Origin of the sequence: Pseudomonas fluorescens, from assembly GCF_019212185.1 — a bacterium.
GTDB lineage: Bacteria > Pseudomonadota > Gammaproteobacteria > Pseudomonadales > Pseudomonadaceae > Aquipseudomonas.
Window position 1 is genome coordinate 5133520 of the sequence record NZ_CP078138.1, and the last position, 20410, is coordinate 5153929.

Here is a 20410-nt window from a genome sequence, read left to right on the forward strand (position 1 = left end):
ATGACTGAAGTCAACCTGAGCACCGCCAACGAATTCATCGCCCGTCACATCGGCCCGCGTGCCGGCGACGAGCAAGCCATGCTCAACAGCCTCGGTTTCGACTCCCTGGAAGCCCTGAGCGCCAGCGTCATCCCCGACAGCATCAAGGGCACCAGCGTACTGGGTCTTGAAGACGGTCTGAGCGAAGCCCAGGCCCTGGCCGCGATCAAGGCCATCGCCGGCAAGAACCAGCTGTTCAAGACCTACATCGGCCAGGGCTACTACAACTGCCACACACCATCGCCGATCCTGCGCAACCTCCTGGAAAACCCGGCCTGGTACACCGCCTACACCCCGTACCAGCCAGAAATTTCCCAGGGCCGCCTGGAAGCGCTGCTGAATTTCCAGACCCTGATCAGCGACCTGTCCGGCCTGCCGATCGCCAACGCCTCGTTGCTCGACGAAGCCACCGCTGCTGCCGAAGCCATGACCTTCTGCAAACGCCTGAGCAAGAACAAGGGCAGCCACGCCTTCTTTGCCTCCGTGCATTGCCACCCGCAGACCCTCGACGTGCTGCGCACCCGGGCCGAACCACTGGGCATCGAGGTGGTAGTCGCCGATGAGCGTGAGCTGAGCGATCTCAGCCCGTTCTTCGGTGCCCTGCTGCAATACCCAGCCGCCAACGGCGACCTGTTCGACTACCGCGAGCTGACCGAACGCTTCCACGCCGCCAACGCCCTGGTGGCCGTGGCCGCCGACCTGCTGGCCCTGACGGTCCTCACCCCGCCAGGCGAGTTCGGCGCAGACGTGGCCATCGGCAGCGCGCAGCGTTTCGGCGTGCCGCTGGGCTTTGGCGGTCCGCACGCGGCGTACTTCGCCACCAAAGATGCGTTCAAACGCGATATGCCGGGGCGCCTGGTCGGTGTCTCCGTCGATCGTTTCGGCAAACCGGCGCTGCGCCTGGCCATGCAGACCCGCGAGCAACACATCCGTCGCGAGAAGGCGACCAGCAACATCTGCACCGCCCAAGTCCTGTTGGCCAACATCGCCAGCATGTATGCGGTGTATCACGGCCCCAAAGGCCTGACCCAGATCGCCCTGCGCATCCATCACCTGACCGCAATCCTCGCCAAGGGCCTGGATGCACTGGGAGTGAAGGTCGAACAAGCGCACTTCTTCGACACCCTGACCCTGGCCACCGGTGCCAACACCGCCACCCTGCATGATCAGGCACGCGCCCAGCGTATCAACCTGCGGGTGATCGATGCCGAGCGTCTGGGCCTGTCCCTCGACGAAACCACTGCCCAGGCGGACATCGAGACCTTGTGGAGCGTATTCGCCGGCGGTCAAGCGCTGCCGGAGTTCGCCGCGCTTGCCGCTGCCGTACAAGGCACCCTGCCAGCGGCCCTGGTTCGCCAGTCGGCCATCCTTAGCCACCCGGTGTTCAACCGCTATCACTCGGAAACCGAGCTGATGCGCTACCTGCGCAAGCTTGCCGACAAGGATCTGGCCCTGGATCGCACCATGATCCCGCTGGGTTCGTGCACCATGAAACTTAACGCCGCCAGCGAAATGATCCCGGTGACCTGGGCCGAATTCGGCGCCCTGCACCCGTTCGCTCCGGCCGAGCAGAGTGCCGGCTATCAGCAATTGACTGATGAGCTGGAAGCAATGCTCTGCGCCGCCACCGGTTACGACGCCGTGTCGCTGCAACCGAACGCCGGTTCCCAGGGCGAGTACGCTGGCCTGCTGGCCATTCGCGCCTACCACCAGAGCCGTGGCGATGACCGCCGCGACATCTGCCTGATCCCGTCATCCGCCCACGGCACCAACCCGGCCACCGCCCACATGGCCGGCATGCGCGTGGTGGTGACGGCGTGCGATGCCCGTGGCAACGTCGACATCGAAGACCTGCGCGCCAAGGCCATCGAGCACCGCGAACATCTCGCGGCCCTGATGATCACCTACCCGTCGACCCACGGCGTGTTCGAGGAAGGCATCCGCGAAATCTGCGGGATCATCCACGACAACGGCGGCCAGGTGTACATCGACGGCGCCAACATGAACGCCATGGTCGGCCTCTGCGCACCGGGCAAGTTCGGCGGCGACGTATCGCACCTGAACTTGCACAAGACGTTCTGCATCCCTCACGGCGGTGGCGGCCCGGGTGTCGGGCCGATCGGCGTGAAGTCGCACCTGATCCCGTTCCTGCCCGGTCACGCGGCCATGGAGCGCAAGGAAGGCGCGGTGTGCGCGGCACCGTTCGGCAGCGCCAGCATCCTGCCCATCACCTGGATGTACATCCGCATGATGGGCGGCGCCGGCCTCAAGCGCGCTTCGCAGTTGGCGATCCTCAACGCCAACTACATCTCTCGTCGCCTGGAAGAGCACTACCCGGTGCTGTACACCGGCAGCAACGGTCTGGTGGCCCACGAGTGCATCCTCGACCTGCGCCCGCTGAAGGACAGCAGCGGCATCAGCGTCGATGACGTGGCAAAGCGCCTGATCGACTTCGGCTTCCACGCCCCGACCATGTCGTTCCCGGTCGCCGGGACCCTGATGATCGAGCCGACCGAAAGCGAATCCAAGGAAGAGCTGGACCGCTTCTGCGACGCGATGATCCGCATCCGCGAGGAAATCCGTGCAGTCGAGAATGGCACCCTGGACAAGGACGACAATCCACTGAAAAACGCCCCGCACACTGCGGCGGAAATCGTTGGCGAGTGGTCGCACCCTTACAGCCGCGAACAGGCGGTGTACCCGGTGGCGTCGTTGATCGAAAGCAAGTACTGGCCGCCGGTCGGTCGCGTCGACAACGTGTTCGGCGACCGCAACCTGATCTGCGCCTGCCCGTCGATCGAAAGCTACGCTTAAGCGAATGAGGGGGCGGACTGATCCGCCCCCGATTTCAACAACACCACAGTCCCCTGTAGGAGCGAGCCGGCTCCGGGCGGCTCGCTCCTACAGGGGACTGTGTCAGCCTCGGCTTGCCAATCCCCATAACAAGAAACCGGAGAACAACCATGTCGTTAAGCGTGTTCGACCTGTTCAAGATTGGCATCGGCCCTTCCAGTTCCCACACTGTCGGCCCGATGCGGGCGGCTGCGCGCTTCGTCGAGGGCCTGCGCCGCGACGACCTGCTCAAGGCCACCACCAGCGTCAAGGTTGAGCTGTACGGTTCGCTCGGCGCCACCGGCAAAGGCCACGGCAGTGACAAGGCCGTGCTGCTGGGCCTGGAAGGCGAACACCCGGACACCGTGGATACCGAGACCATCGCCGCCCGCCTGCTGGAAATTCGCAGCAGCGGCCGGATCAACCTGCTCGGCGAACACCCCATCGATTTCAACGAAAAACTCCACCTGGCGATGATCCGCAAGCCGTTGGACTATCACCCCAATGGCATGATCTTTCGTGCCTTCGACGCCGCCAGCCTGCAGATTCGCAGTCGCGAGTACTACTCGGTGGGTGGCGGTTTTGTCGTCGACGAAGATGCCGCCGGTGCCGATCGCATCGTCGAGGACGCCACACCGCTGACCTTTGCGTTCAAAAGCGCCAAGGACCTGCTTGGGCATTGCAGCACTTACGGGATGCCTATCAGCCAGGTGATGCTGACCAACGAAAGCGCCTGGCGCCCAGAGGCGCAAACCCGTGCCGGCCTGCTGAATATCTGGCAGGTGATGCAGGACTGCGTCGACGCTGGCTGTCGCAATGAGGGAATTCTGCCTGGCGGACTCAAGGTCAAGCGGCGAGCCGCGGCCTTGCACCGGCAACTGTGCAAGAACCCGGAATCGTCCCTCCGCGACCCACTGTCGGTACTGGATTGGGTCAACCTGTACGCCCTGGCAGTCAACGAAGAAAACGCCAACGGCGGCCGTGTGGTGACCGCACCTACCAACGGCGCCGCCGGGATCATTCCCGCCGTTCTGCACTACTACATGCGCTTCATCCCCGGCGCGAACGAGGATGGCGTGGTGCGTTTTCTGCTCACTGCCGCGGCGATCGGCATCCTGTACAAGGAAAACGCCTCGATCTCGGGTGCCGAAGTGGGCTGCCAAGGCGAAGTGGGCGTGGCCTGCTCAATGGCGGCCGGGGCGCTGTGCGAAGTCCTCGGTGGCAGCGTCCAGCAGGTCGAGAACGCCGCCGAAATCGGCATGGAACACAACCTCGGACTGACCTGCGACCCGATTGGCGGCCTGGTGCAAGTCCCCTGCATCGAGCGCAACGCCATGGGTTCGGTCAAGGCCATCAACGCGGTGCGCATGGCCTTGCGCGGCGACGGTCAGCACTTCGTCTCCCTCGACAAGGTGATCCGCACCATGCGCCAGACCGGCGCCGACATGAAAAGCAAATACAAGGAAACCGCCCGAGGCGGTTTGGCCGTCAACATTATCGAGTGCTGATGCGAGCGCATCCCCACCCGTTTTTCCAGGAGCTGAATATGTCCACCGAGCACTTGCTGAAAACCCCGCTGCACAAATTGCACATCGAACTGGGCGCACGCATGGTGCCGTTCGCTGGCTACGACATGCCGGTGCAATACCCGCTGGGCGTGATGAAAGAGCACCAGCACAGCCGTGATCAGGCCGGGCTGTTCGATGTTTCGCACATGGGCCAGATCCGCCTGACCGGCGCCAATGCCGCCAGCGCACTGGAAACCCTGGTGCCAGTGGACATCATCGACTTGCCGGTAGGCATGCAGCGCTATGCCATGTTTACCAATGAACAAGGCGGTATCCTCGACGACCTGATGGTGGCCAACCTCGGAAACGACGAGCTGTTCCTGGTGGTCAACGCCGCGTGCAAGGACCAGGACCTGGCGCACTTGCGCGCGCATATCGGCGATCAATGCCAGATCGAGCCGCTGTTCGAGGAGCGCGCCCTGCTCGCACTGCAAGGCCCGGCTGCGGTTACAGCGCTGGCGCGCCTGGTGCCGGAGGTGGCAAAGATGACCTTCATGCAATTCATTCGGGTGAATCTGCAGGGCGTGGAGTGTTTTGTGAGCCGCTCGGGCTACACCGGTGAAGATGGCTTCGAAATCTCCGTACCGTCTCTCCACGCCGAAGCCCTGGCACGCACCCTGCTGGCTGAACCCGAGGTCGCCGCCATCGGCCTTGGTGCCCGCGACTCGTTGCGTCTGGAGGCGGGTCTGTGCCTCTACGGCCATGACATGAACACCCAGACCACGCCGATCGAAGCCAGCCTGCTGTGGGCCATTTCCAAGCCACGGCGTGCCGATGGTGCGCGTGCCGGCGGCTTCCCCGGTGCCGAACAGATTTTTGCCCAGCAGCAAAACGGTGTACTACGCAAACGGGTCGGCCTGTTGCCTCAGGAGCGGACGCCGGTGCGTGAAGGCGCAGAAATCGTCAATGAAGCGGGCGAGATCATCGGCAGCGTCTGCAGCGGTGGTTTCGGTCCAACCTTGGGCGCCCCGCTGGCGATGGGATATCTCGACAGCGCCTACACCGCACTCGACACTCAGGTCTGGGCCATTGTCCGTGGCAAAAAAGTGCCACTGCGTGTAAGCAAAATGCCATTTGTTCCGCAACGCTACTATCGCGGCTGAGTAGCTGTTCCGATAAGTAACGCGACTGCGTAACAGTGCACTAAACTGTAACGCAGTCGCCATAAAACAGTGCATTGTTTGGTTATAAGCTTCGTTTATGAACTCGGCTTATAACATTCGAAAACAATTGAACAACTCTATCGAATAAGCCACGCAAACAGCCCCAAGCCTAGCAATACAAGGCTTTCACGGGGGCTTGTTTTTCCTGTGGTAGTTGGCGTAGAGTTTGTTCACTGTGTTTGCATGGGTCGCTTGGAATCGTGACCTGGGCAGTAGCCAACAAGTTTGCTACACCCGTTCTACGTCTTTCTTCCTTCCTGCAACCAGCCCCAGTACTCTTTCATGAGAAAGAGGCTGTCATTAATTTTTTGCGTCAAAGGAAATAAGAAATGTCCCAACGTCAGAGCGGCACCGTCAAGTGGTTTAACGACGAAAAAGGTTTTGGTTTTATCACTCCAGAAAGCGGCCCGGATCTGTTCGTGCATTTCCGTGCCATCCAGGGCAACGGCTTCAAGAGCCTGAAAGAAGGCCAGAAAGTGACCTTCATCGCTGTGCAGGGCCAAAAAGGCATGCAGGCTGACGAAGTTCAAGCAGAAGCTTAATCTTCTGTAACGAAAAAGCCCCTGATGCTGACATCAGGGGCTTTTTTGTGCGCGTAAATCCGTAAAATGGCTTCCTTTTTCCGCCGAGAGCCTGCCATGTCGAAACACCTGCTTACTCCCCAGGGCGAATTTCCTGTCGCTGGCCTGGGTCGTCGTCTGGCAGCGATGTTCTATGACTTTCTGCTGTGCACCGCCTTGATGATCGTCACGGGGGGCATCTACAAGATGGTACAGATGGCAATCATCGGTGAAGAGCGGATGCGCGCCCTGACCGATGCTGGCGCCCTGGATGGCGATCCCCTGCTGTCTACCGTGCTGCTGTTCGTACTGTTCGCCTTCTTCGCCAAATTCTGGACCTATTCCGGGCAGACCCTGGGCATGCAAGTCTGGTGCATCCGCGTGCAGAACGCCGATGGCTCGGCCATCAGCCTGTGGCAGGCACTGTTGCGCTTCGTGGTCTCGATTGCCTCGCTGCTGTGCGTCGGCCTCGGCTTTTTCTGGAGCCTGTTCGACAAGCAGCACCGCAGCTGGCACGACATGTACTCCAATAGCCAGTTGGTGCGGATTCCGAAGAAGAAAAAGTGATCGGCCAGATACGAAAAAGCCCCGAATGATCGGGGCTTTTTTTTGCTCAGGCGTTACCCGCAAGCTTCATCCGCGCTGCGGCGGTGAAGTCGAGCATGCGCTTGAGGGGGCGAATCGCCTGGGGGATCAGCGATGGCTCGACGAAGATTTCTCCAGAGCCCTCACGCAGGCACTGCAGCGTGCGCTCGAGGGTATTCATCGCCATCCACGGGCAATGCGCGCAACTGCGGCACGCCGCGCCGTTACCGGCCGTTGGCGCCTCGATGAAGACCTTGTCCGGGCACAACTGCTGCATCTTGTAGAAGATGCCGCGATCGGTGGCAACGATCAGGGTCTTGTGGGGCAGGCTTTGCGCCGCAGCGATCAATTGACTGGTGGAGCCCACGGCATCCGCCAGCTCGATGACTGCCGTCGGCGACTCCGGGTGGACCAGGATCGCGGCATCCGGGTACAAGGCCTTCATGTCTTCCAGCTGTTTGGCCTTGAACTCCTCGTGGACGATGCACGCACCGTCCCACAGCAGCATGTCGGCACCGGTCTTGCGCTGGATGTAGGTGCCCAGGTGCTTGTCCGGCCCCCAGATGATCGTCTCGCCGTTATCCATCAGGCTTTCGACGATCTCCAGCGCACAACTGGAGGTCACTACCCAATCCGCCCGCGCCTTAACCGCTGCCGAGGTGTTGGCATAGACCACCACCGTGCGCTCCGGGTGCTGGTCACAGAACGCCGAAAACTCGTCGACCGGGCAACCCAGGTCCAGCGAGCAGGTCGCTTCCAGCGTCGGCATCAGCACGCGCTTTTCCGGGTTGAGGATCTTCGCCGTCTCGCCCATGAACTTCACGCCGGCGACGACCACGGTCTTGGCCGGATGCGCATTGCCGAAGCGGGCCATTTCCAGGGAGTCGGAAACACAGCCACCGGTTTCCTCGGCCAGGGCCTGGATGATCGGATCGCAATAGAAGTGTGCAACCAGCACCGCGTCCTGAGCCTTGAGCTCGGCGGCGATGGCGGCGCGGTAGTGAGCCTCCTCGGCGGGCGTCAGCGGCTTGGGCTGCTTGGCATCGAGGTGGGCTTGAACCAGAAGGCGTTCGGAAATTTGCGTCATGTTCGCAAGACCTGCGGGCGCATATGCGCGAAAGTCGAGTATACACCCGGCTCCGGACCCATCAGGGTACCGCCGGGAAAGTGAGTATTCATCAGGCACGGACGCCGTTGAAGCTGCGCAAGGCTACAGAATATCCCAGAGTTGCAAAAGACCATTCTGCGCCGATCACGCGGTGCAGCAGCCCTTGATTGCATAAGGCCTGAATCGCGGGCAAAAAAAAACCCGGAAATCCTCACTTTCGTGGGCCTTCCGGATTTTCTAAACCGCCAAATATGGTGGGTCGTGTGGGATTCGAACCTACGACCAATTGGTTAAAAGCCAACTGCTCTACCAACTGAGCTAACGACCCGCTGCGTTGTGGTGCGTATAATACTGATTTTTAAGGACTATTCAACACCTATGTGCAAATAAATCAAAAATAATTGGTAGGGTCGCTGAATCCCGCCGCTTTGAAGCCTTCAGCACGCAGGCGGCAGCTGTCGCATTTGCCACAGGCAGCACCGTTATCGTCCGCCTGATAGCAGGAAACAGTCAGTGCATAGTCGACGCCCAGTTTCACGCCAGCCTGGACAATCTGCGCCTTACTGAGGTTTTGCAGCGGCGCCTGGATACGGAAGCCATTGCCCTCGACCCCAGCCTTGGTCGCCAGGTTGGCCATGCGCTCAAAGGCTTCGACGAACTCGGGACGGCAATCCGGGTAACCGGAGTAGTCCACGGCGTTAACGCCGATGAAGATGTCCCGCGCTCCCAATACTTCTGCCCAGCCGAGGGCCAACGACAGGAACACCGTATTGCGGGCCGGCACGTAGGTGACCGGAATGCCTTCGCCCAGCTCTTCAGGCACATCGATGGAGCTGTCGGTCAACGCCGAACCGCCAATACCGTTCAGGTTCAGGCCGATGACCTTGTGCTCGACCACGCCCAGGTCGCGGGCAACGCGCTCGGCAGCCTGCAACTCGGAACGATGGCGCTGGCCGTAATCGAAGCTCATGGTGTAGCAACGGTAGCCTTCGGCCTTGGCCATGGCGACGACCGTCGCCGAATCCAGGCCACCGGACAGCAGGATCACCGCTCGTTTTTCTACTGCATTCAGTTGTTCAGTCATTTCAGCGCCCCGGCTCGTCATTCCAAAGATATTTGTGCAACTGCAATTGCAGGCGCACCGGCAGGTTGTCTGCCACGACCCAGTCAGCCAGGTCGCGCGCATTCAGGTCATGGTGGCTCGGCGAGAACAGCACTTCGCCCGCTCGCTCAGCCAGACCGTACTGGATCAGCTTGGAGACTGCCCAGTCATAGTCCTCGCGCGAACAGATCACGAATTTGACCTGATCATTGGCAGTGAGCAGTTCAATGTTTTCGTAGCGATTACGATGGGCTTCTTTCGAGCCCGGGGTCTTGAGGTCGACGACGCGACTGACCCGAGTATCGACTGCCGATATATCGATGGAGCCACTGGTTTCCAGGGACACCTCGTAACCGGCGTCGCACAGGCGCTCGAGCAACGGAATGGCGTTGGGCTGGGCCAGGGGCTCGCCACCGGTGACACAGACATAACGCGGACGAAAACCGGCAACCTGCTCGAGGATGTCGTCGAGCGATCGAACGGTGCCGCCGGTGAAGGCGTAGGCGCTGTCGCAGTACTGGCAACGCAATGGGCAACCGGTCAGACGCACAAAAACAGTGGGCAGCCCGGCAGTCCGCGTTTCACCCTGCAACGAGTAAAAAACTTCGGTAATTCTCAATGTGTCTTGCATAGTCGCCACGGGCGTAACAGCTAAACAGGCTGTCCGCCTCCGTCAGGCACTTGATGGAACCCCGCCAACGCGCAGATCCCAAAAAGCGGTGTTTCGAAAAAGGGCGTGAATTCTAACGAAAAAACCCGCGATAAGCGCGGGTTTCTTGATACACGGGTCAAACAGCCTTACATGCGCTGCAGATCGCGTTGTGCCAGCTGTGCGGCGGAGGTGCCAGGATACTGGCTGACCACCTGTTGCAGAATGCCCTTTACCTTGTCGGTATGACCCAGGCGACGCTCTACATCAGCGAGCTTGTACAGCGAATCCGGCACCTTGTTGTGCTTGGGATAGAGCTGCGAAACCTTGGCGAATGCCTGGCCGGCACCTTGCAGGTCGCCCTTGGCCAGGTTCACTTCGCCCAACCAGTACTGGGCGTTGCCCGCATACTGGCTGTTAGGGTATTTGCGCAGGAAGGCGGCGAACGCCAGGCTGGCCTTGTCGAAATCCTTGGCCTTGATCAGGTCGAAGGCTGCATCGTAATACAGCTTTTCCTTCGCCGGATCACCCGGTTCGCTGCTCGCAGCGGGAGCGGCGGCTGCCGCACCTGCTGCTGCACCGGCGGCAGCATTGCCACCGGCTGGAGAATTTTCAGGAGCCGCAGCGGGTGCACCGCCGGTTCCTATGCGCCGATCAAGATCCTGGTATCGCTCCAGGCTTTCCTGCTTCATGCGCGCAACATCATTTTGCAGAACCTCGATCACGCCTTGTTGGCGCGCGATCTGTTCCTGCATCTGTTGCAGTTGGTTGAACAGCTCGCCCTGTGCCGAGACAGGGGCCGAAACCCCTCCCCCGGCATAGGCGCCGTTCGTACCGTAACCCGCAGGCGGATAACTGCTCCCGCTATTGTTATAACCGGATTCGTTATCGACCACAGGAACCGCAGCCCACGCCGCAAGCGGCGCGAGACTGAGAGCCAAGACAGTTACAGCACGACGGCACGTTCGCATGACGAATTACTTACGCAGTTCGACGCGACGGTTTTGAGCCCAGGACTGCTCGTCGTTGCCGGTAGCAACTGGACGCTCTTCGCCGTAGGAAACCAGTTCCAGCTGAGCTGGGGAAACACCTTGCAGTACCAGGTAGCGTTGAACGGCTTTCGCACGACGCTCGCCCAGTGCCATGTTGTACTCACGAGTACCACGTTCGTCGGTGTTGCCTTCCAGAACAACGCGAGCGCCGTTTGCTTTCAGGTCTTTGGCGTGAACGTCCAGAGCGCGCATGGCTTCTGGCTTCAGGTCCGAGCTGTCGTATTCGAAGTAGAAGGTGGTGATTGCGCGCAGAGCAGCTTCTTCGCTCAGGGAACCGTCAACTGCACCAGTGTTTGCGCCGTAACCAGCGTTTGGATCAACAGCACCTTCACCGGCGTTGTCGCCGCCTTTGGACGAGCAACCTACAGCTACAGCCATGGCCAGAGCCAGCGCAGCAAACTTACCAAACTTCAGCATTTCCATCGTGAAACTCCTAATGAACCCCAATGTGTTAAGTACAACGTATAGCGCCGCGTCAGTTCAGGTAAGGGGACCAGGAAGGTTCTCTGACTTCGCCTTGAGCGGTAGGAAGCGGGAGCCTTACGCGTCCGTTGATGGACACGAGCATCAAGACTCCCCGGCCCTGCTGGCGGGTGGCGTAGATTACCATGGTGCCGTTGGGCGCAACAGTAGGCGACTCGTCCAGAGTGCTATCAGTGAGGATTTTTACGCTACCGCGCTGCAAATCCTGAGCCGCCACTTTGAAATTGGTGAAACCTTCCTGGCGATGGATCATTACCAGAGTCTTTTCATCAGCCGACAGCTTCGGGTTGGCGTTGTAGTTGCCGACGAAAGTCACACGCTCAGCACCGCCGCCACCCGCACTGGTCTTATAGATCTGCGGCTTGCCGCCACGGTCGGAGGTGAAGTAGATGGTCGAACCATCCTTACCCCAGAACGGCTCGGTGTTGATGCCAGGACCAGCAGTCACACGGGTGATCTGGCGCGAACCGAGGTTCATCACGTAGATGTCCGGGTTACCGTCCTTGGACAGCACGAATGCCAGGCGCTGACCGTCCGGCGACCAGGCTGGAGCACCGTTCAAGCCTTCAAAATTGGTGATTTGCTCACGGCGACCGGTGTCGATGTTCTGCATGAAAATACGCGGACGCTTCTGCTCGAACGAGACATAGGCGATGCGCTTGCCATCCGGTGCGAAACGCGGCGACAGGATAGGCTCGCGCGATTGCAGCAGGGTCACCGCACGGGCACCGTCATAGTCCGAACGCTGCAGGGTGTAGCGCGTGTTCTTCTCGGAGAAGCGCTCGGCCGTCACGTATAGCAGGCGAGTCGAGAAGGCACCCTTGATCCCGGTGAGCTTCTCGAACGACTGGTCGGAGATGTAGTGCGCCATGTCACGCAACTGGTCGACACCGCCGGAAACACTGCCGGTCAGCACTTGCTGCTCGGTGTTGACGTTGAACAGCGCGTATTGCACCTGCAGGCGACCGCCCGCCGGAACAATGCTGCCGACCATGATGTACTGGGCGCCCAACGCCTTCCAGTCGCGGTAGATGACTTCGCTGGCCTGGGTCGGCTGGCTGATCATGTTCTGCTTCGGAATCGGCGAGTAATAACCCGAGTTGCGCAAATCGTTACCAATAATTTCTGCCATGTCATCCGGCAGGACGCTTACGCCCTGCCAGCCGAATGGAACGACCGCAATCGGCGTCGCCCGATCACTGCCGCTGGTAACCAGAATGTTTTTTTCATCTGCCGCCGCTATCCCTGCCATACAGCAAATAACGACGAGCATTCCTCGCAGAAGGTTTCTCACAAGGCTAAATCCTCAGGTGTGAATGTCATCTTGAACGAACGATACGGAGCGAAATCGCTCGGCTTCATTCCCTGCATCTCTGTCAAACGACCAATGTTCTTGACCGCCGCCACCGCCGAGCTATCGAACGGACCGTCGCCGCTGGACTTGGCCACGGACACCGAAGTCACCGTGCCATCGGGCAACATGCCAATTTGCAGCACGACCGTCATGTTCTTGCGTGCCGAAGGAGGACGCGCCCAACCTTCCGCTGCTCGCGCACGAATCAGATCGTCGAAACTACCCGCGACTTCGTCACCACGCTCATCGGCCAGGGCCTGCTGACGCTGCGGCGTGTCGGAAAGCAAATCTGCCAGGGCCTGGGCCTTTTTCTCTTCGGCGGATTTACGTGCCGCTTCCTGCGATTTTTTCTTCGCAGCATCGGCAGCAGCTTTCTTCTTCGCATCCTCGGCGACTTTCTTCTTCGCCTCGTCCGCTTCAGCTTTCTTCTTGGCGTCTTCCGCGGCTTTCTTCTTCGCGTCTTCGACTATCTTTTTCTTCGCCTCTTCAGCGGCCGCTTTCTTAGCCTCTTCTTCAGCCTTTTTCTTGGCTTCTTCTTCGGCTTTCTTCTTGGCTATATCAGCCAATTGTTTCTCTTCTGCCTTCTTGGCTTCGGCGGTCTTCTTCGCTTCATCGGCTTTTTTGGCTTCATCAGCCTTTTTCGCCTCTTCCGCCTTCTTCGACTCGTCGGCCTTCTTGGCTTCCTCGGCCTTTTGAGCCGCCTCTTCTTTCTTTTGTTCCGCAGCCTTCACCGCTTCCTGCTCGACCTTCTTCTGTTCCATCTGTTCGACTTCGGTCTGGCGCGCAGCGGATTTCTTCGCTTCACCCGCAATCTTCTGATTGGTCTGGGTGGTCGCCTGACTTTTCGATTTCAACTGGTACAGGGTCGCCTGGACAATCGGCTTGGCCGGCGGCAACTCCGGGGTAAAGGCAAAGCTGACGAACAGCATGCCGAACACCAGCACGTGCAGGCCGATTGCCCAGACGCTAGGCCAGAAGTAGCTTTCCGAGGCTGTTGGCTCTCGCTGTTGCTGCATCAGGGTGCCTCGGTAATCAAGCCAACATTACCGACTCCGGCCTTCTGCAAACCACCCATCGCACCCATGACGGCGCCGTAGTCGACGGTCTTGTCACCGCGAATGAATACCTGGGTGTGTTTGCCGCCTTCATTGCCGGCGCGAATGATCTTGGTCACCGCATCCGTCATCTGCGGCAGGGTCATGGCGCGATCCTGCTGCTTTTCGGTATCGACTTCGCTGCCAAGGTTCCAGTAATAGGTCTTGTCAGCCTTGATCGAAATGGTCAGGACCTGAGTGTTGTTGTCTTGCGGCAAGGCTTCGCTGGAAACCTTGGGCAAATCAACCTTCACGCCCTGATTGAGCATCGGCGCGGTCACCATGAAGATGACCAGCAGCACCAGCATCACGTCGATGTAGGGCACTACGTTCATCTCGGCGACCGGCTTGCGCTTTTTGCGAGCTCGAGCGATTAAAGCCATTGGGAAATACCTGCTTATTCTTCGCTGGTGTGCACTTTACGGTGCAGGATCGCCTGGAATTCATCGGCGAAGGTGTAGTAGCGGCTGATCAGGGTTTCGCTGCGTGCAGAGAAACGGTTGTAAGCGATAACAGCCGGGATTGCAGCGAACAGACCAATAGCAGTGGCGATCAGTGCCTCGGCGATACCCGGGGCCACGGTGGCCAGGGTCGCTTGCTGGGCAGTGGCCAGGCCGCGGAAGGAGTTCATGATGCCCCACACGGTACCGAACAGACCGATGTACGGGCTGACCGAACCGACGGTGGCGAGGAATGGCAGGCTCTGCTCGAGTTTTTCTTCCTCACGGGAGATGGCGACGCGCATCGCACGCGCTACACCTTCCATGACCGCCTCAGGATCCACACCCGGTTGCTGGCGCAGACGGGAGAATTCCTTGAAGCCGGCGCGGAAAATCTGCTCGACGCCGGAATCCGGATCCGGGTTGCTGCCCGCCTGGCGGTACAACTTGGACAGGTCGATACCCGACCAGAAGCGCTCCTCGAAGCTCTCCAGGGCGCGTCGACCGGCACGCAGCAGATTGCTGCGCTGAAAGATCATGATCCATGAGGTCACCGATGCGGCCACCAGGGTCAGCATTACCAGTTGCACCACGATACTGGCATTGCTGACCAGGCTCCACATGGAGGAATGGTCGACGACGTTAGCTTCCACGCTTTATCTCCTGCTTTGAGTGTGTACCCGCGCCGCTCACGTCGGCAAAGGCCGCACGTAGAGCTTCGGGAATGGCCCGGGGTTTCAAACTATGGGTGCGCACACAGGCCACCAAAAACTGCCCTTCGCAGAGCAGTGCATTATCCGTGGCTCGCCTGACCTGCTGTTTGAAGCGCAGGCTGACACGGTTCAATTCGATTACTTCAGCACTCACCACAAGTTCGTCGTCCAGTCGCGCCGGCGCGTGGTAGCGCGCTTCGCTGGAATGCACGACGAACAACAGGTCCTCGCCTGCCAGCTGCGATTGGGCAAAGCCCAGCTCACGTAGCCGCTCGGTTCGAGCCCGTTCCATAAACTTGAGGTAATTAACGTAATACACGATGCCGCCCGCATCGGTGTCCTCGTAATAAACGCGACAGCGATGTGCGAACGACTCTAGCCCGTTTTGCGCGCGCATACTCTAGTGCTTACTCCTCACATTGCCAATCCGCTCAGGCAACTGTTTTTCGTTGTTCTGCGCCTTTGTTCGCAAACAAGGCATCGCCAGCCATCTGAGACCGCGAAAAACCGGTTTGGATCGGCGCAGATCCACCATTATTCGTCCACTGCGTCGAGAAACTCGTCTACCACAGGCATTTCGCCCATGCGCGATGGAATATTCAAGCCGAAATGCAGATACGCGTGTCGTGTTACCACCCGCCCCCGCGGGGTACGCATGATATAGCCCTGCTGGATCAGGTAGGGTTCCAGCACGTCCTCAATGGTGTGTCGCTCTTCACTGATGGCCGCCGCGAGACTGTCGACTCCGACGGGGCCACCATCGAACTTCTCGATCATGGTCAACAGTAAACGCCGATCCTGGTGATCGAAGCCACGCTCGTCGACGTCCAACAGGTTGAGTGCCAGGTCAGCGATGGGCTTGGTGATATGGCCCTTGCCGCGAACTTCGGCAAAGTCTCGCACCCGCCGCAACAAGCGGTTGGCGATGCGTGGCGTGCCGCGTGCGCGGCGGGCGATTTCAAACGAACCTTCCGGCTCCATGGGCAAGCCGAGAATGCCGGCCGATCGGCTGACGATGGTCGACAGGTCGGCGGTGCTATAGAACTCCAGACGCTGGACAATCCCGAAACGGTCGCGCAACGGGTTGGTCAGCATGCCGGCGCGAGTGGTCGCGCCGACCAGGGTAAAGGGTGGCAGGTCGAGCTTGATCGAGCGCGCTGCCGGACCTTCGCCGATCATGATGTCGAGCTGAAAATCTTCCATGGCCGGGTACAGTACTTCCTCGACGATCGGCGACAAGCGATGGATTTCGTCAATGAATAGCACATCATGGGGTTCAAGATTAGTCAGCAGTGCCGCCAGGTCACCCGGGCGCTCCAGAACCGGACCCGAGGTGCTCTTGATCGACACGCCCATTTCCTGGGCAATGATGTTGGCGAGGGTGGTCTTGCCCAGGCCCGGCGGGCCGAAGATCAGGGTGTGATCCAGGGATTCGTTGCGTCCACGCGCGGCCTGGATGAACAGTTCCATCTGCTCGCGCACGGTCGGTTGACCAATGTAGTCAGCCAGGCTGACCGGACGAATCGCCCGGTCCTGGACTTCTTCGCGCTCTCGCGGGCCACCGGTGGCGGCAATCAGACGGTCAGCTTCAATCACTTAGATCATTCCCTTCAGGGCACGTCGAATCAGGTCTTCACTGCTCAAGCCTTTCTCCTTGATCGCGGAAATCGCCTTGCTGGCCTCCTGCGGCTTGTAGCCCAGGGAAATCAGCGCACTCACCGCATCGTTCTCCGCCGAGGCCACCGGCTGGGCCGGGCCGTCCGGCTGGTTCGGCACCAGGGCAAACATGCTTGGCACGGTTTCCCAGGCCTTGAAGCGATCCTTGAGTTCCACCAGCAAACGCTCGGCGGTCTTCTTGCCCACGCCCGGCACCTTGGTCAGCGCCGAAGTGTCCTGCGCCTGCACGCAGCGCACCAGCTCATCGACCTCCAGACTCGACATCAATGCCAGCGCCAATTTGGGGCCGACGCCATTGAGGCGGATCAGCTCGCGAAAAAAATCACGCTCGCGCTTGCCAATGAAACCATAGAGCAACTGCGCGTCCTCGCGCACCACCAAATGGGTGTGCAAGGTGATCGGCTCACCGACCGATGGCAGTCGATACAGGGTAGTCATCGGCACTTCCAGCTCATAGCCCAGGCCGTTTACATCGAGAATCAGGTGCGGTGGCTGTTTCTCAGCCAGAGTGCCGCGCAAACGTCCAATCACGTTTCAAATCCTTAACTGGCTTTCTAGCAGCAAAGTGAGCGTGTTCGCCGACAGCACAGGCGCGAAACGCTCAACGGATAAAACAAGTGGGCTGATGCTATCAGATCACAAGCGAAGACGACCGCCGCGCGCGCGCGCCGCGCCCAGGCCATGGGGCAACAGGCTGGAGCGAGTGTGGGCATGGCAAATGGCAATTGCCAAGGCGTCCGAGGCGTCGATTTGCGGCTTGGCCACCAGCTTGAGCATGTGCATGACCATCATCTGCACCTGCTCCTTATTCGCCGCGCCGGTGCCGGTCACGGCCTGCTTGACCTGGGTCGCGGTGTACTCCGCGATCTCCAGCCCCTCCTCGGCCCCCGCGACAATCGCCGCGCCCCGCGCCTGGCCAAGCTTCAGCGCCGAGTCGGCATTACGTGCCATAAACACCTTTTCGATGCCCATGGTTACCGGACCGTAAGTCTGGATAACCTCACGGACGCCGCGATAAACAATTTGCAACCGTTCATGTAATTCGCCGCTGCCGGTGCGAATACACCCGGACGCCACGTACACACACCCTCGGCCGGTATCGCGTACGACGCCATAACCGGTGATGCGTGAACCGGGGTCGATACCTAGGATTAAAGTCATAGCGCCTGCAGGAAATGTGAACTGATGATTTTCAATACAACACAATACAAATGTGGGAGCGAGCCTGCTCGCGAAGCGATCTCATATCAAGCAGGCCTGTCGCTCAAATAGTCGCATTCGGCACCGCCCCCCCACACATCAGGTACCGCCTGCCCTCAACCGAGTTGCGCGGCCACGTCTTCCGGGATATCCGCGTTGGAATAAACGTTCTGCACGTCGTCCAGGTCTTCAAGCATGTCAATCAGCCTGAGGATTTTCTCTGCACCTTCCAGGTCCAACTCGGCGCTGGTGGTCGGCTGCATGACAATTTCCGCGTCATCCCCCTTGAACCCCGCCGCTTCCAGGGCGTTGCGCACCGCATAAAAGCTGGTGAACGAGGTGAAGACGTCGATCGAGCCGTCTTCGTGAGTGACGATGTCATCGGCGTCGGCTTCCAGCGCCGCTTCGGTCAGCGCGTCTTCGTCAACACCTGGCGCGAAGGAGATCTGCCCCTTGCGTTCGAACAGGTAGGCCACCGAGCCATCGGTGCCGAGGTTGCCGCCGCACTTGCTGAACGCATGGCGTACCGCCGCGGCCGTACGGTTGCGGTTATCGGTCATGCACTCGACCATCACCGCCACACCGCCCGGACCATAACCCTCATAGGTCAGCTCGACCATGTCGTCGGTGTCGGCAGCACCCGCGCCACGGGCAACCGCGCGATCAATGATGTCGCGGCTCATGTTGGCGCCCAGAGCCTTGTCCAACGCCAGGCGCAACCGTGGGTTGGAGCCTGGATCGCCACCGCCCTGCCGGGCAGCAACGGTCAGCTCACGAATCCACTTGGTGAAAATCTTGCCCTTTTTGGCATCCTGACGTTCTTTGCGGTGCTTGATGTTTGCCCACTTGGAATGACCCGCCATAACTTGCTCCGAATTCTCATTAAAACAATGCCCGCGCACCCTTGAAGGCGAGCGGGCAACGACATCGGGTTCTGACAACAAGGCGCGTCATCGGACACGCCTTGCAGGCCAGCCTTACTCAGCCTTTGGCTGTTCGCGCAGACGAATATGCAGCTCACGCAGCGCCTTGGCATCCACCACGCCCGGTGCTTGCGTCATGACGTCGGCAGCACTCTGGGTTTTCGGGAAGGCAATCACTTCGCGGATCGATTGGGCGCCAGTCATCAGCATCACCAGACGGTCCAGGCCGAAGGCCAGGCCACCGTGCGGCGGAGCACCGTACTTCAGTGCGTCGAGCAGGAAGCCGAACTTCTCTTCCTGTTCCGCTTCATTGATACCCAACAGGCGGAAGACCGACTGCTGCATTTCCTTGCGGTGGATACGGATCGAACCGCCACCCAGCTCGGTGCCGTTAAGCACCATGTCATACGCACGGGACAGCGCGCCGGCCGGATTGGCTTCCAGCTCTTGCGGCGTGCACTTCGGTGCGGTGAACGGGTGGTGCAGTGCAGAGAAGCTGCCGTCGTCGTTTTCTTCGAACATCGGGAAGTCGACGACCCACATCGGCGCCCACTTGCAGGTCAGCAGATCAAGGTCGTGACCGAGCTTGATACGCAGCGCGCCCAGGGCCTCGCTGACGATCTTGGCCTTGTCGGCGCCGAAGAACACGATGTCGCCGTCGACCGCACCCACGCGATCGAGGATCACGTTGAGCTTGTCTTCAGGGATGTTCTTTACGATAGGCGACTGCAGGCCTTCCACGCCCTTGGCGCGTTCGTTGACCTTGATGTATGCCAGGCCCTTGGCACCGTAGATGCCGACAAACTTGGTGTAGTCATCGATCTGCTTGCGCGGCATGCTCGCCCCGCCTGGAACGCGCAGCGCTGCGATACGGCATTTCGGGTCGTTGGCCGGGCCGCTGAATACTTTGAAGTCGACTTCCTTGAGCTGGTCGGCAACGTCCACCAGTTCCAGCGGGTTGCGCAGGTCCGGCTTGTCGGAACCGTAGCGGCGCATGGCCTCTTCGAAGGTCATGTGCGGGAACTCACCGAATTCCAGATCCAGCACTTCCTTGAACAGGTTGCGGATCATGCCTTCGGTCAGGCCCATGATGTCTTTTTCATCGAGGAAGCTGGTCTCGATGTCGATCTGGGTGAATTCCGGCTGGCGGTCGGCACGCAGGTCTTCGTCACGGAAGCACTTGGCGATCTGGTAGTAACGGTCGAAACCGGCCACCATCAGCAGTTGCTTGAACAGCTGTGGCGACTGCGGCAAGGCGAAGAACGAACCAGCGTGGGTACGGCTCGGCACCAGGTAGTCACGTGCGCCTTCCGGAGTGGCACGCGTCAGGATTGGCGTCTCGACGTCGAGGAAGCCGTTCTCGTCCAGGTAGCGACGGATGCTGGTGGTCATGCGCGAGCGCAGGCGCAGCTTCTCGGCCATTTCCGGACGACGCAGATCGAGGAAGCGATAGCGCAGGCGGGTTTCTTCGCCAACGTCGGAGAACTCGTTCAGCGGGAACGGCGGGGTTTCCGCTTCGTTCAGCACTTCCAGTTCGTAACCCAGCACTTCGATCATGCCCGACGCCATGTTGGCGTTGGTGGCACCGGCCGGACGCAGGCGCACCTTGCCGGTGATCTTCACGACGTATTCGCTGCGCACACGATCGGCGGCGGCAAAGCTTTCAGCGCGGTCCGGATCGAACACTACCTGGGCCAGACCATCACGATCACGGATATCGAGGAAAATCACCCCGCCGTGGTCACGACGACGATGGACCCATCCGCAAAGGGTAATTTCCTGACCTTCCAGGCTTTCGTTCAGTTGGCCGCAATAATGGCTGCGCATCATGGTAGTGGTTTCACTTCTCGTAATTCGAAATTCGATGG

At 59.9% G+C, this 20410-nt stretch carries 20 protein-coding genes and 1 tRNA gene; 5 read left to right on the plus strand and 16 right to left on the minus strand.

Features of this window, described 5'->3' with window-relative positions:
• The 5 genes from gcvP (at nucleotide 1) to KW062_RS22990 (ending at nucleotide 6729) form a co-directional block, all read left to right on the plus strand.
• Nucleotides 1-2853, plus strand: a complete 2853-nt coding sequence (gene gcvP / locus KW062_RS22970; protein WP_105753869.1) for an aminomethyl-transferring glycine dehydrogenase — start codon at nucleotides 1-3, stop codon at nucleotides 2851-2853.
• A 149-nt stretch (nucleotides 2854-3002) separates the two neighbouring features.
• Nucleotides 3003-4379: an L-serine ammonia-lyase gene (locus tag KW062_RS22975; protein ID WP_027619839.1), complete on the plus strand. Its 1377-nt coding sequence runs from the start codon at nucleotides 3003-3005 to the stop codon at nucleotides 4377-4379.
• A gap of 38 nt (nucleotides 4380-4417) precedes the next feature.
• Nucleotides 4418-5542: a glycine cleavage system aminomethyltransferase GcvT gene (gene gcvT / locus KW062_RS22980; protein ID WP_027619838.1), complete on the plus strand. Its 1125-nt coding sequence runs from the start codon at nucleotides 4418-4420 to the stop codon at nucleotides 5540-5542.
• A gap of 389 nt (nucleotides 5543-5931) precedes the next feature.
• Entirely contained in the window at nucleotides 5932-6144 is a 213-nt protein-coding gene (locus KW062_RS22985; protein ID WP_007977299.1) for a cold-shock protein, read from the plus strand.
• A gap of 96 nt (nucleotides 6145-6240) precedes the next feature.
• A complete protein-coding gene (locus KW062_RS22990) occupies nucleotides 6241-6729 on the plus strand; it encodes an RDD family protein (protein WP_027619837.1) in 489 nt (162 codons plus the stop codon).
• Nucleotides 6730-6775: 46 nt separating this feature from the next.
• On the opposite strand, the gene nadA is transcribed toward KW062_RS22990, so the two are convergent.
• The 16 genes from nadA to aspS all read right to left on the minus strand — a co-directional run bounded on the left by nadA (nucleotide 6776) and on the right by aspS (nucleotide 20372).
• Nucleotides 6776-7834, minus strand: coding sequence for a quinolinate synthase NadA (nadA, locus tag KW062_RS22995; protein WP_027619836.1), 1059 nt, complete (start codon nucleotides 7832-7834; stop codon nucleotides 6776-6778).
• Nucleotides 7835-8107: 273 nt separating this feature from the next.
• Nucleotides 8108-8183: transfer RNA gene (locus KW062_RS23000), tRNA-Lys, on the minus strand.
• A 63-nt stretch (nucleotides 8184-8246) separates the two neighbouring features.
• Nucleotides 8247-8939 carry a 7-cyano-7-deazaguanine synthase QueC gene (queC, locus tag KW062_RS23005; protein ID WP_027619835.1) on the minus strand — a complete coding sequence of 231 codons (693 nt, stop codon included), beginning with the start codon at nucleotides 8937-8939 and terminating at the stop codon, nucleotides 8247-8249.
• 1 nt (nucleotide 8940) lies between these two features.
• Entirely contained in the window at nucleotides 8941-9588 is a 648-nt protein-coding gene (gene queE / locus KW062_RS23010) for a 7-carboxy-7-deazaguanine synthase QueE (protein ID WP_027619834.1), read from the minus strand.
• 167 nt (nucleotides 9589-9755) lie between these two features.
• Nucleotides 9756-10577 (minus strand): tol-pal system protein YbgF, encoded by an 822-nt coding sequence (gene ybgF, locus KW062_RS23015; RefSeq protein WP_027619833.1) that lies wholly within the window; start codon nucleotides 10575-10577, stop codon nucleotides 9756-9758.
• A gap of 6 nt (nucleotides 10578-10583) precedes the next feature.
• A complete protein-coding gene (gene pal, locus KW062_RS23020; protein ID WP_003178634.1) occupies nucleotides 10584-11081 on the minus strand; it encodes a peptidoglycan-associated lipoprotein Pal in 498 nt (165 codons plus the stop codon).
• A gap of 52 nt (nucleotides 11082-11133) precedes the next feature.
• Complete coding sequence (gene tolB / locus KW062_RS23025; protein WP_177433239.1) at nucleotides 11134-12414, minus strand: Tol-Pal system beta propeller repeat protein TolB; 1281 nt, start codon at nucleotides 12412-12414, stop codon at nucleotides 11134-11136.
• Nucleotides 12415-12431: 17 nt separating this feature from the next.
• Nucleotides 12432-13511 (minus strand): cell envelope integrity protein TolA, encoded by a 1080-nt coding sequence (tolA, locus tag KW062_RS23030; protein ID WP_027619831.1) that lies wholly within the window; start codon nucleotides 13509-13511, stop codon nucleotides 12432-12434.
• Nucleotides 13511-13963, minus strand: coding sequence for a protein TolR (gene tolR, locus KW062_RS23035; protein ID WP_162530237.1), 453 nt, complete (start codon nucleotides 13961-13963; stop codon nucleotides 13511-13513). Before tolR ends, tolA begins: the two co-directional genes overlap by 1 nt.
• A 23-nt stretch (nucleotides 13964-13986) precedes the next feature.
• Nucleotides 13987-14682: a protein TolQ gene (gene tolQ, locus KW062_RS23040; RefSeq protein WP_027619829.1), complete on the minus strand. Its 696-nt coding sequence runs from the start codon at nucleotides 14680-14682 to the stop codon at nucleotides 13987-13989.
• Nucleotides 14672-15139, minus strand: coding sequence for a tol-pal system-associated acyl-CoA thioesterase (gene ybgC / locus KW062_RS23045; RefSeq protein WP_027619828.1), 468 nt, complete (start codon nucleotides 15137-15139; stop codon nucleotides 14672-14674). The genes tolQ and ybgC overlap by 11 nt, the downstream gene beginning before the upstream one ends.
• 137 nt (nucleotides 15140-15276) lie before the next feature.
• Nucleotides 15277-16338, minus strand: coding sequence for a Holliday junction branch migration DNA helicase RuvB (gene ruvB, locus KW062_RS23050; RefSeq protein ID WP_027619827.1), 1062 nt, complete (start codon nucleotides 16336-16338; stop codon nucleotides 15277-15279).
• Nucleotides 16339-16950, minus strand: a complete 612-nt coding sequence (gene ruvA / locus KW062_RS23055; protein WP_105753871.1) for a Holliday junction branch migration protein RuvA — start codon at nucleotides 16948-16950, stop codon at nucleotides 16339-16341.
• A 105-nt stretch (nucleotides 16951-17055) separates the two neighbouring features.
• On the minus strand, nucleotides 17056-17580 hold the full coding sequence (gene ruvC / locus KW062_RS23060; RefSeq protein WP_027619825.1) for a crossover junction endodeoxyribonuclease RuvC: 525 nt from the start codon (nucleotides 17578-17580) through the stop codon (nucleotides 17056-17058).
• 155 nt (nucleotides 17581-17735) lie between these two features.
• The gene (locus KW062_RS23065) at nucleotides 17736-18482 is read right to left on the minus strand and encodes a YebC/PmpR family DNA-binding transcriptional regulator (protein ID WP_027619824.1); all 747 of its coding nucleotides are present in this window, start codon (nucleotides 18480-18482) and stop codon (nucleotides 17736-17738) included.
• A 114-nt stretch (nucleotides 18483-18596) separates the two neighbouring features.
• On the minus strand, nucleotides 18597-20372 hold the full coding sequence (gene aspS / locus KW062_RS23070) for an aspartate--tRNA ligase (protein ID WP_027619823.1): 1776 nt from the start codon (nucleotides 20370-20372) through the stop codon (nucleotides 18597-18599).
• Nucleotides 20373-20410 lie beyond the last annotated feature (38 nt).

Coding starts and splice junctions, on each gene's coding strand:
- queE (WP_027619834.1), bottom strand. CDS start 9,588: ATGCAAGACACATTGAGAATTACCGAAGTTTTTTACTCGTTGCAGGGT.
- nadA (WP_027619836.1), bottom strand. CDS start 7,834: ATGACGCAAATTTCCGAACGCCTTCTGGTTCAAGCCCACCTCGATGCC.
- ybgC (WP_027619828.1), bottom strand. CDS start 15,139: ATGCGCGCGCAAAACGGGCTAGAGTCGTTCGCACATCGCTGTCGCGTT.
- KW062_RS23065 (WP_027619824.1), bottom strand. CDS start 18,482: ATGGCGGGTCATTCCAAGTGGGCAAACATCAAGCACCGCAAAGAACGT.
- ybgF (WP_027619833.1), bottom strand. CDS start 10,577: ATGCGAACGTGCCGTCGTGCTGTAACTGTCTTGGCTCTCAGTCTCGCG.
- gcvP (WP_105753869.1), top strand. CDS start 1: ATGACTGAAGTCAACCTGAGCACCGCCAACGAATTCATCGCCCGTCAC.
- tolA (WP_027619831.1), bottom strand. CDS start 13,511: ATGCAGCAACAGCGAGAGCCAACAGCCTCGGAAAGCTACTTCTGGCCT.
- pal (WP_003178634.1), bottom strand. CDS start 11,081: ATGGAAATGCTGAAGTTTGGTAAGTTTGCTGCGCTGGCTCTGGCCATG.
- KW062_RS22990 (WP_027619837.1), top strand. CDS start 6,241: ATGTCGAAACACCTGCTTACTCCCCAGGGCGAATTTCCTGTCGCTGGC.
- KW062_RS22975 (WP_027619839.1), top strand. CDS start 3,003: ATGTCGTTAAGCGTGTTCGACCTGTTCAAGATTGGCATCGGCCCTTCC.
- KW062_RS22985 (WP_007977299.1), top strand. CDS start 5,932: ATGTCCCAACGTCAGAGCGGCACCGTCAAGTGGTTTAACGACGAAAAA.
- gcvT (WP_027619838.1), top strand. CDS start 4,418: ATGTCCACCGAGCACTTGCTGAAAACCCCGCTGCACAAATTGCACATC.
- aspS (WP_027619823.1), bottom strand. CDS start 20,372: ATGATGCGCAGCCATTATTGCGGCCAACTGAACGAAAGCCTGGAAGGT.
- tolB (WP_177433239.1), bottom strand. CDS start 12,414: ATGCTCGTCGTTATTTGCTGTATGGCAGGGATAGCGGCGGCAGATGAA.
- ruvC (WP_027619825.1), bottom strand. CDS start 17,580: ATGACTTTAATCCTAGGTATCGACCCCGGTTCACGCATCACCGGTTAT.
- queC (WP_027619835.1), bottom strand. CDS start 8,939: ATGACTGAACAACTGAATGCAGTAGAAAAACGAGCGGTGATCCTGCTG.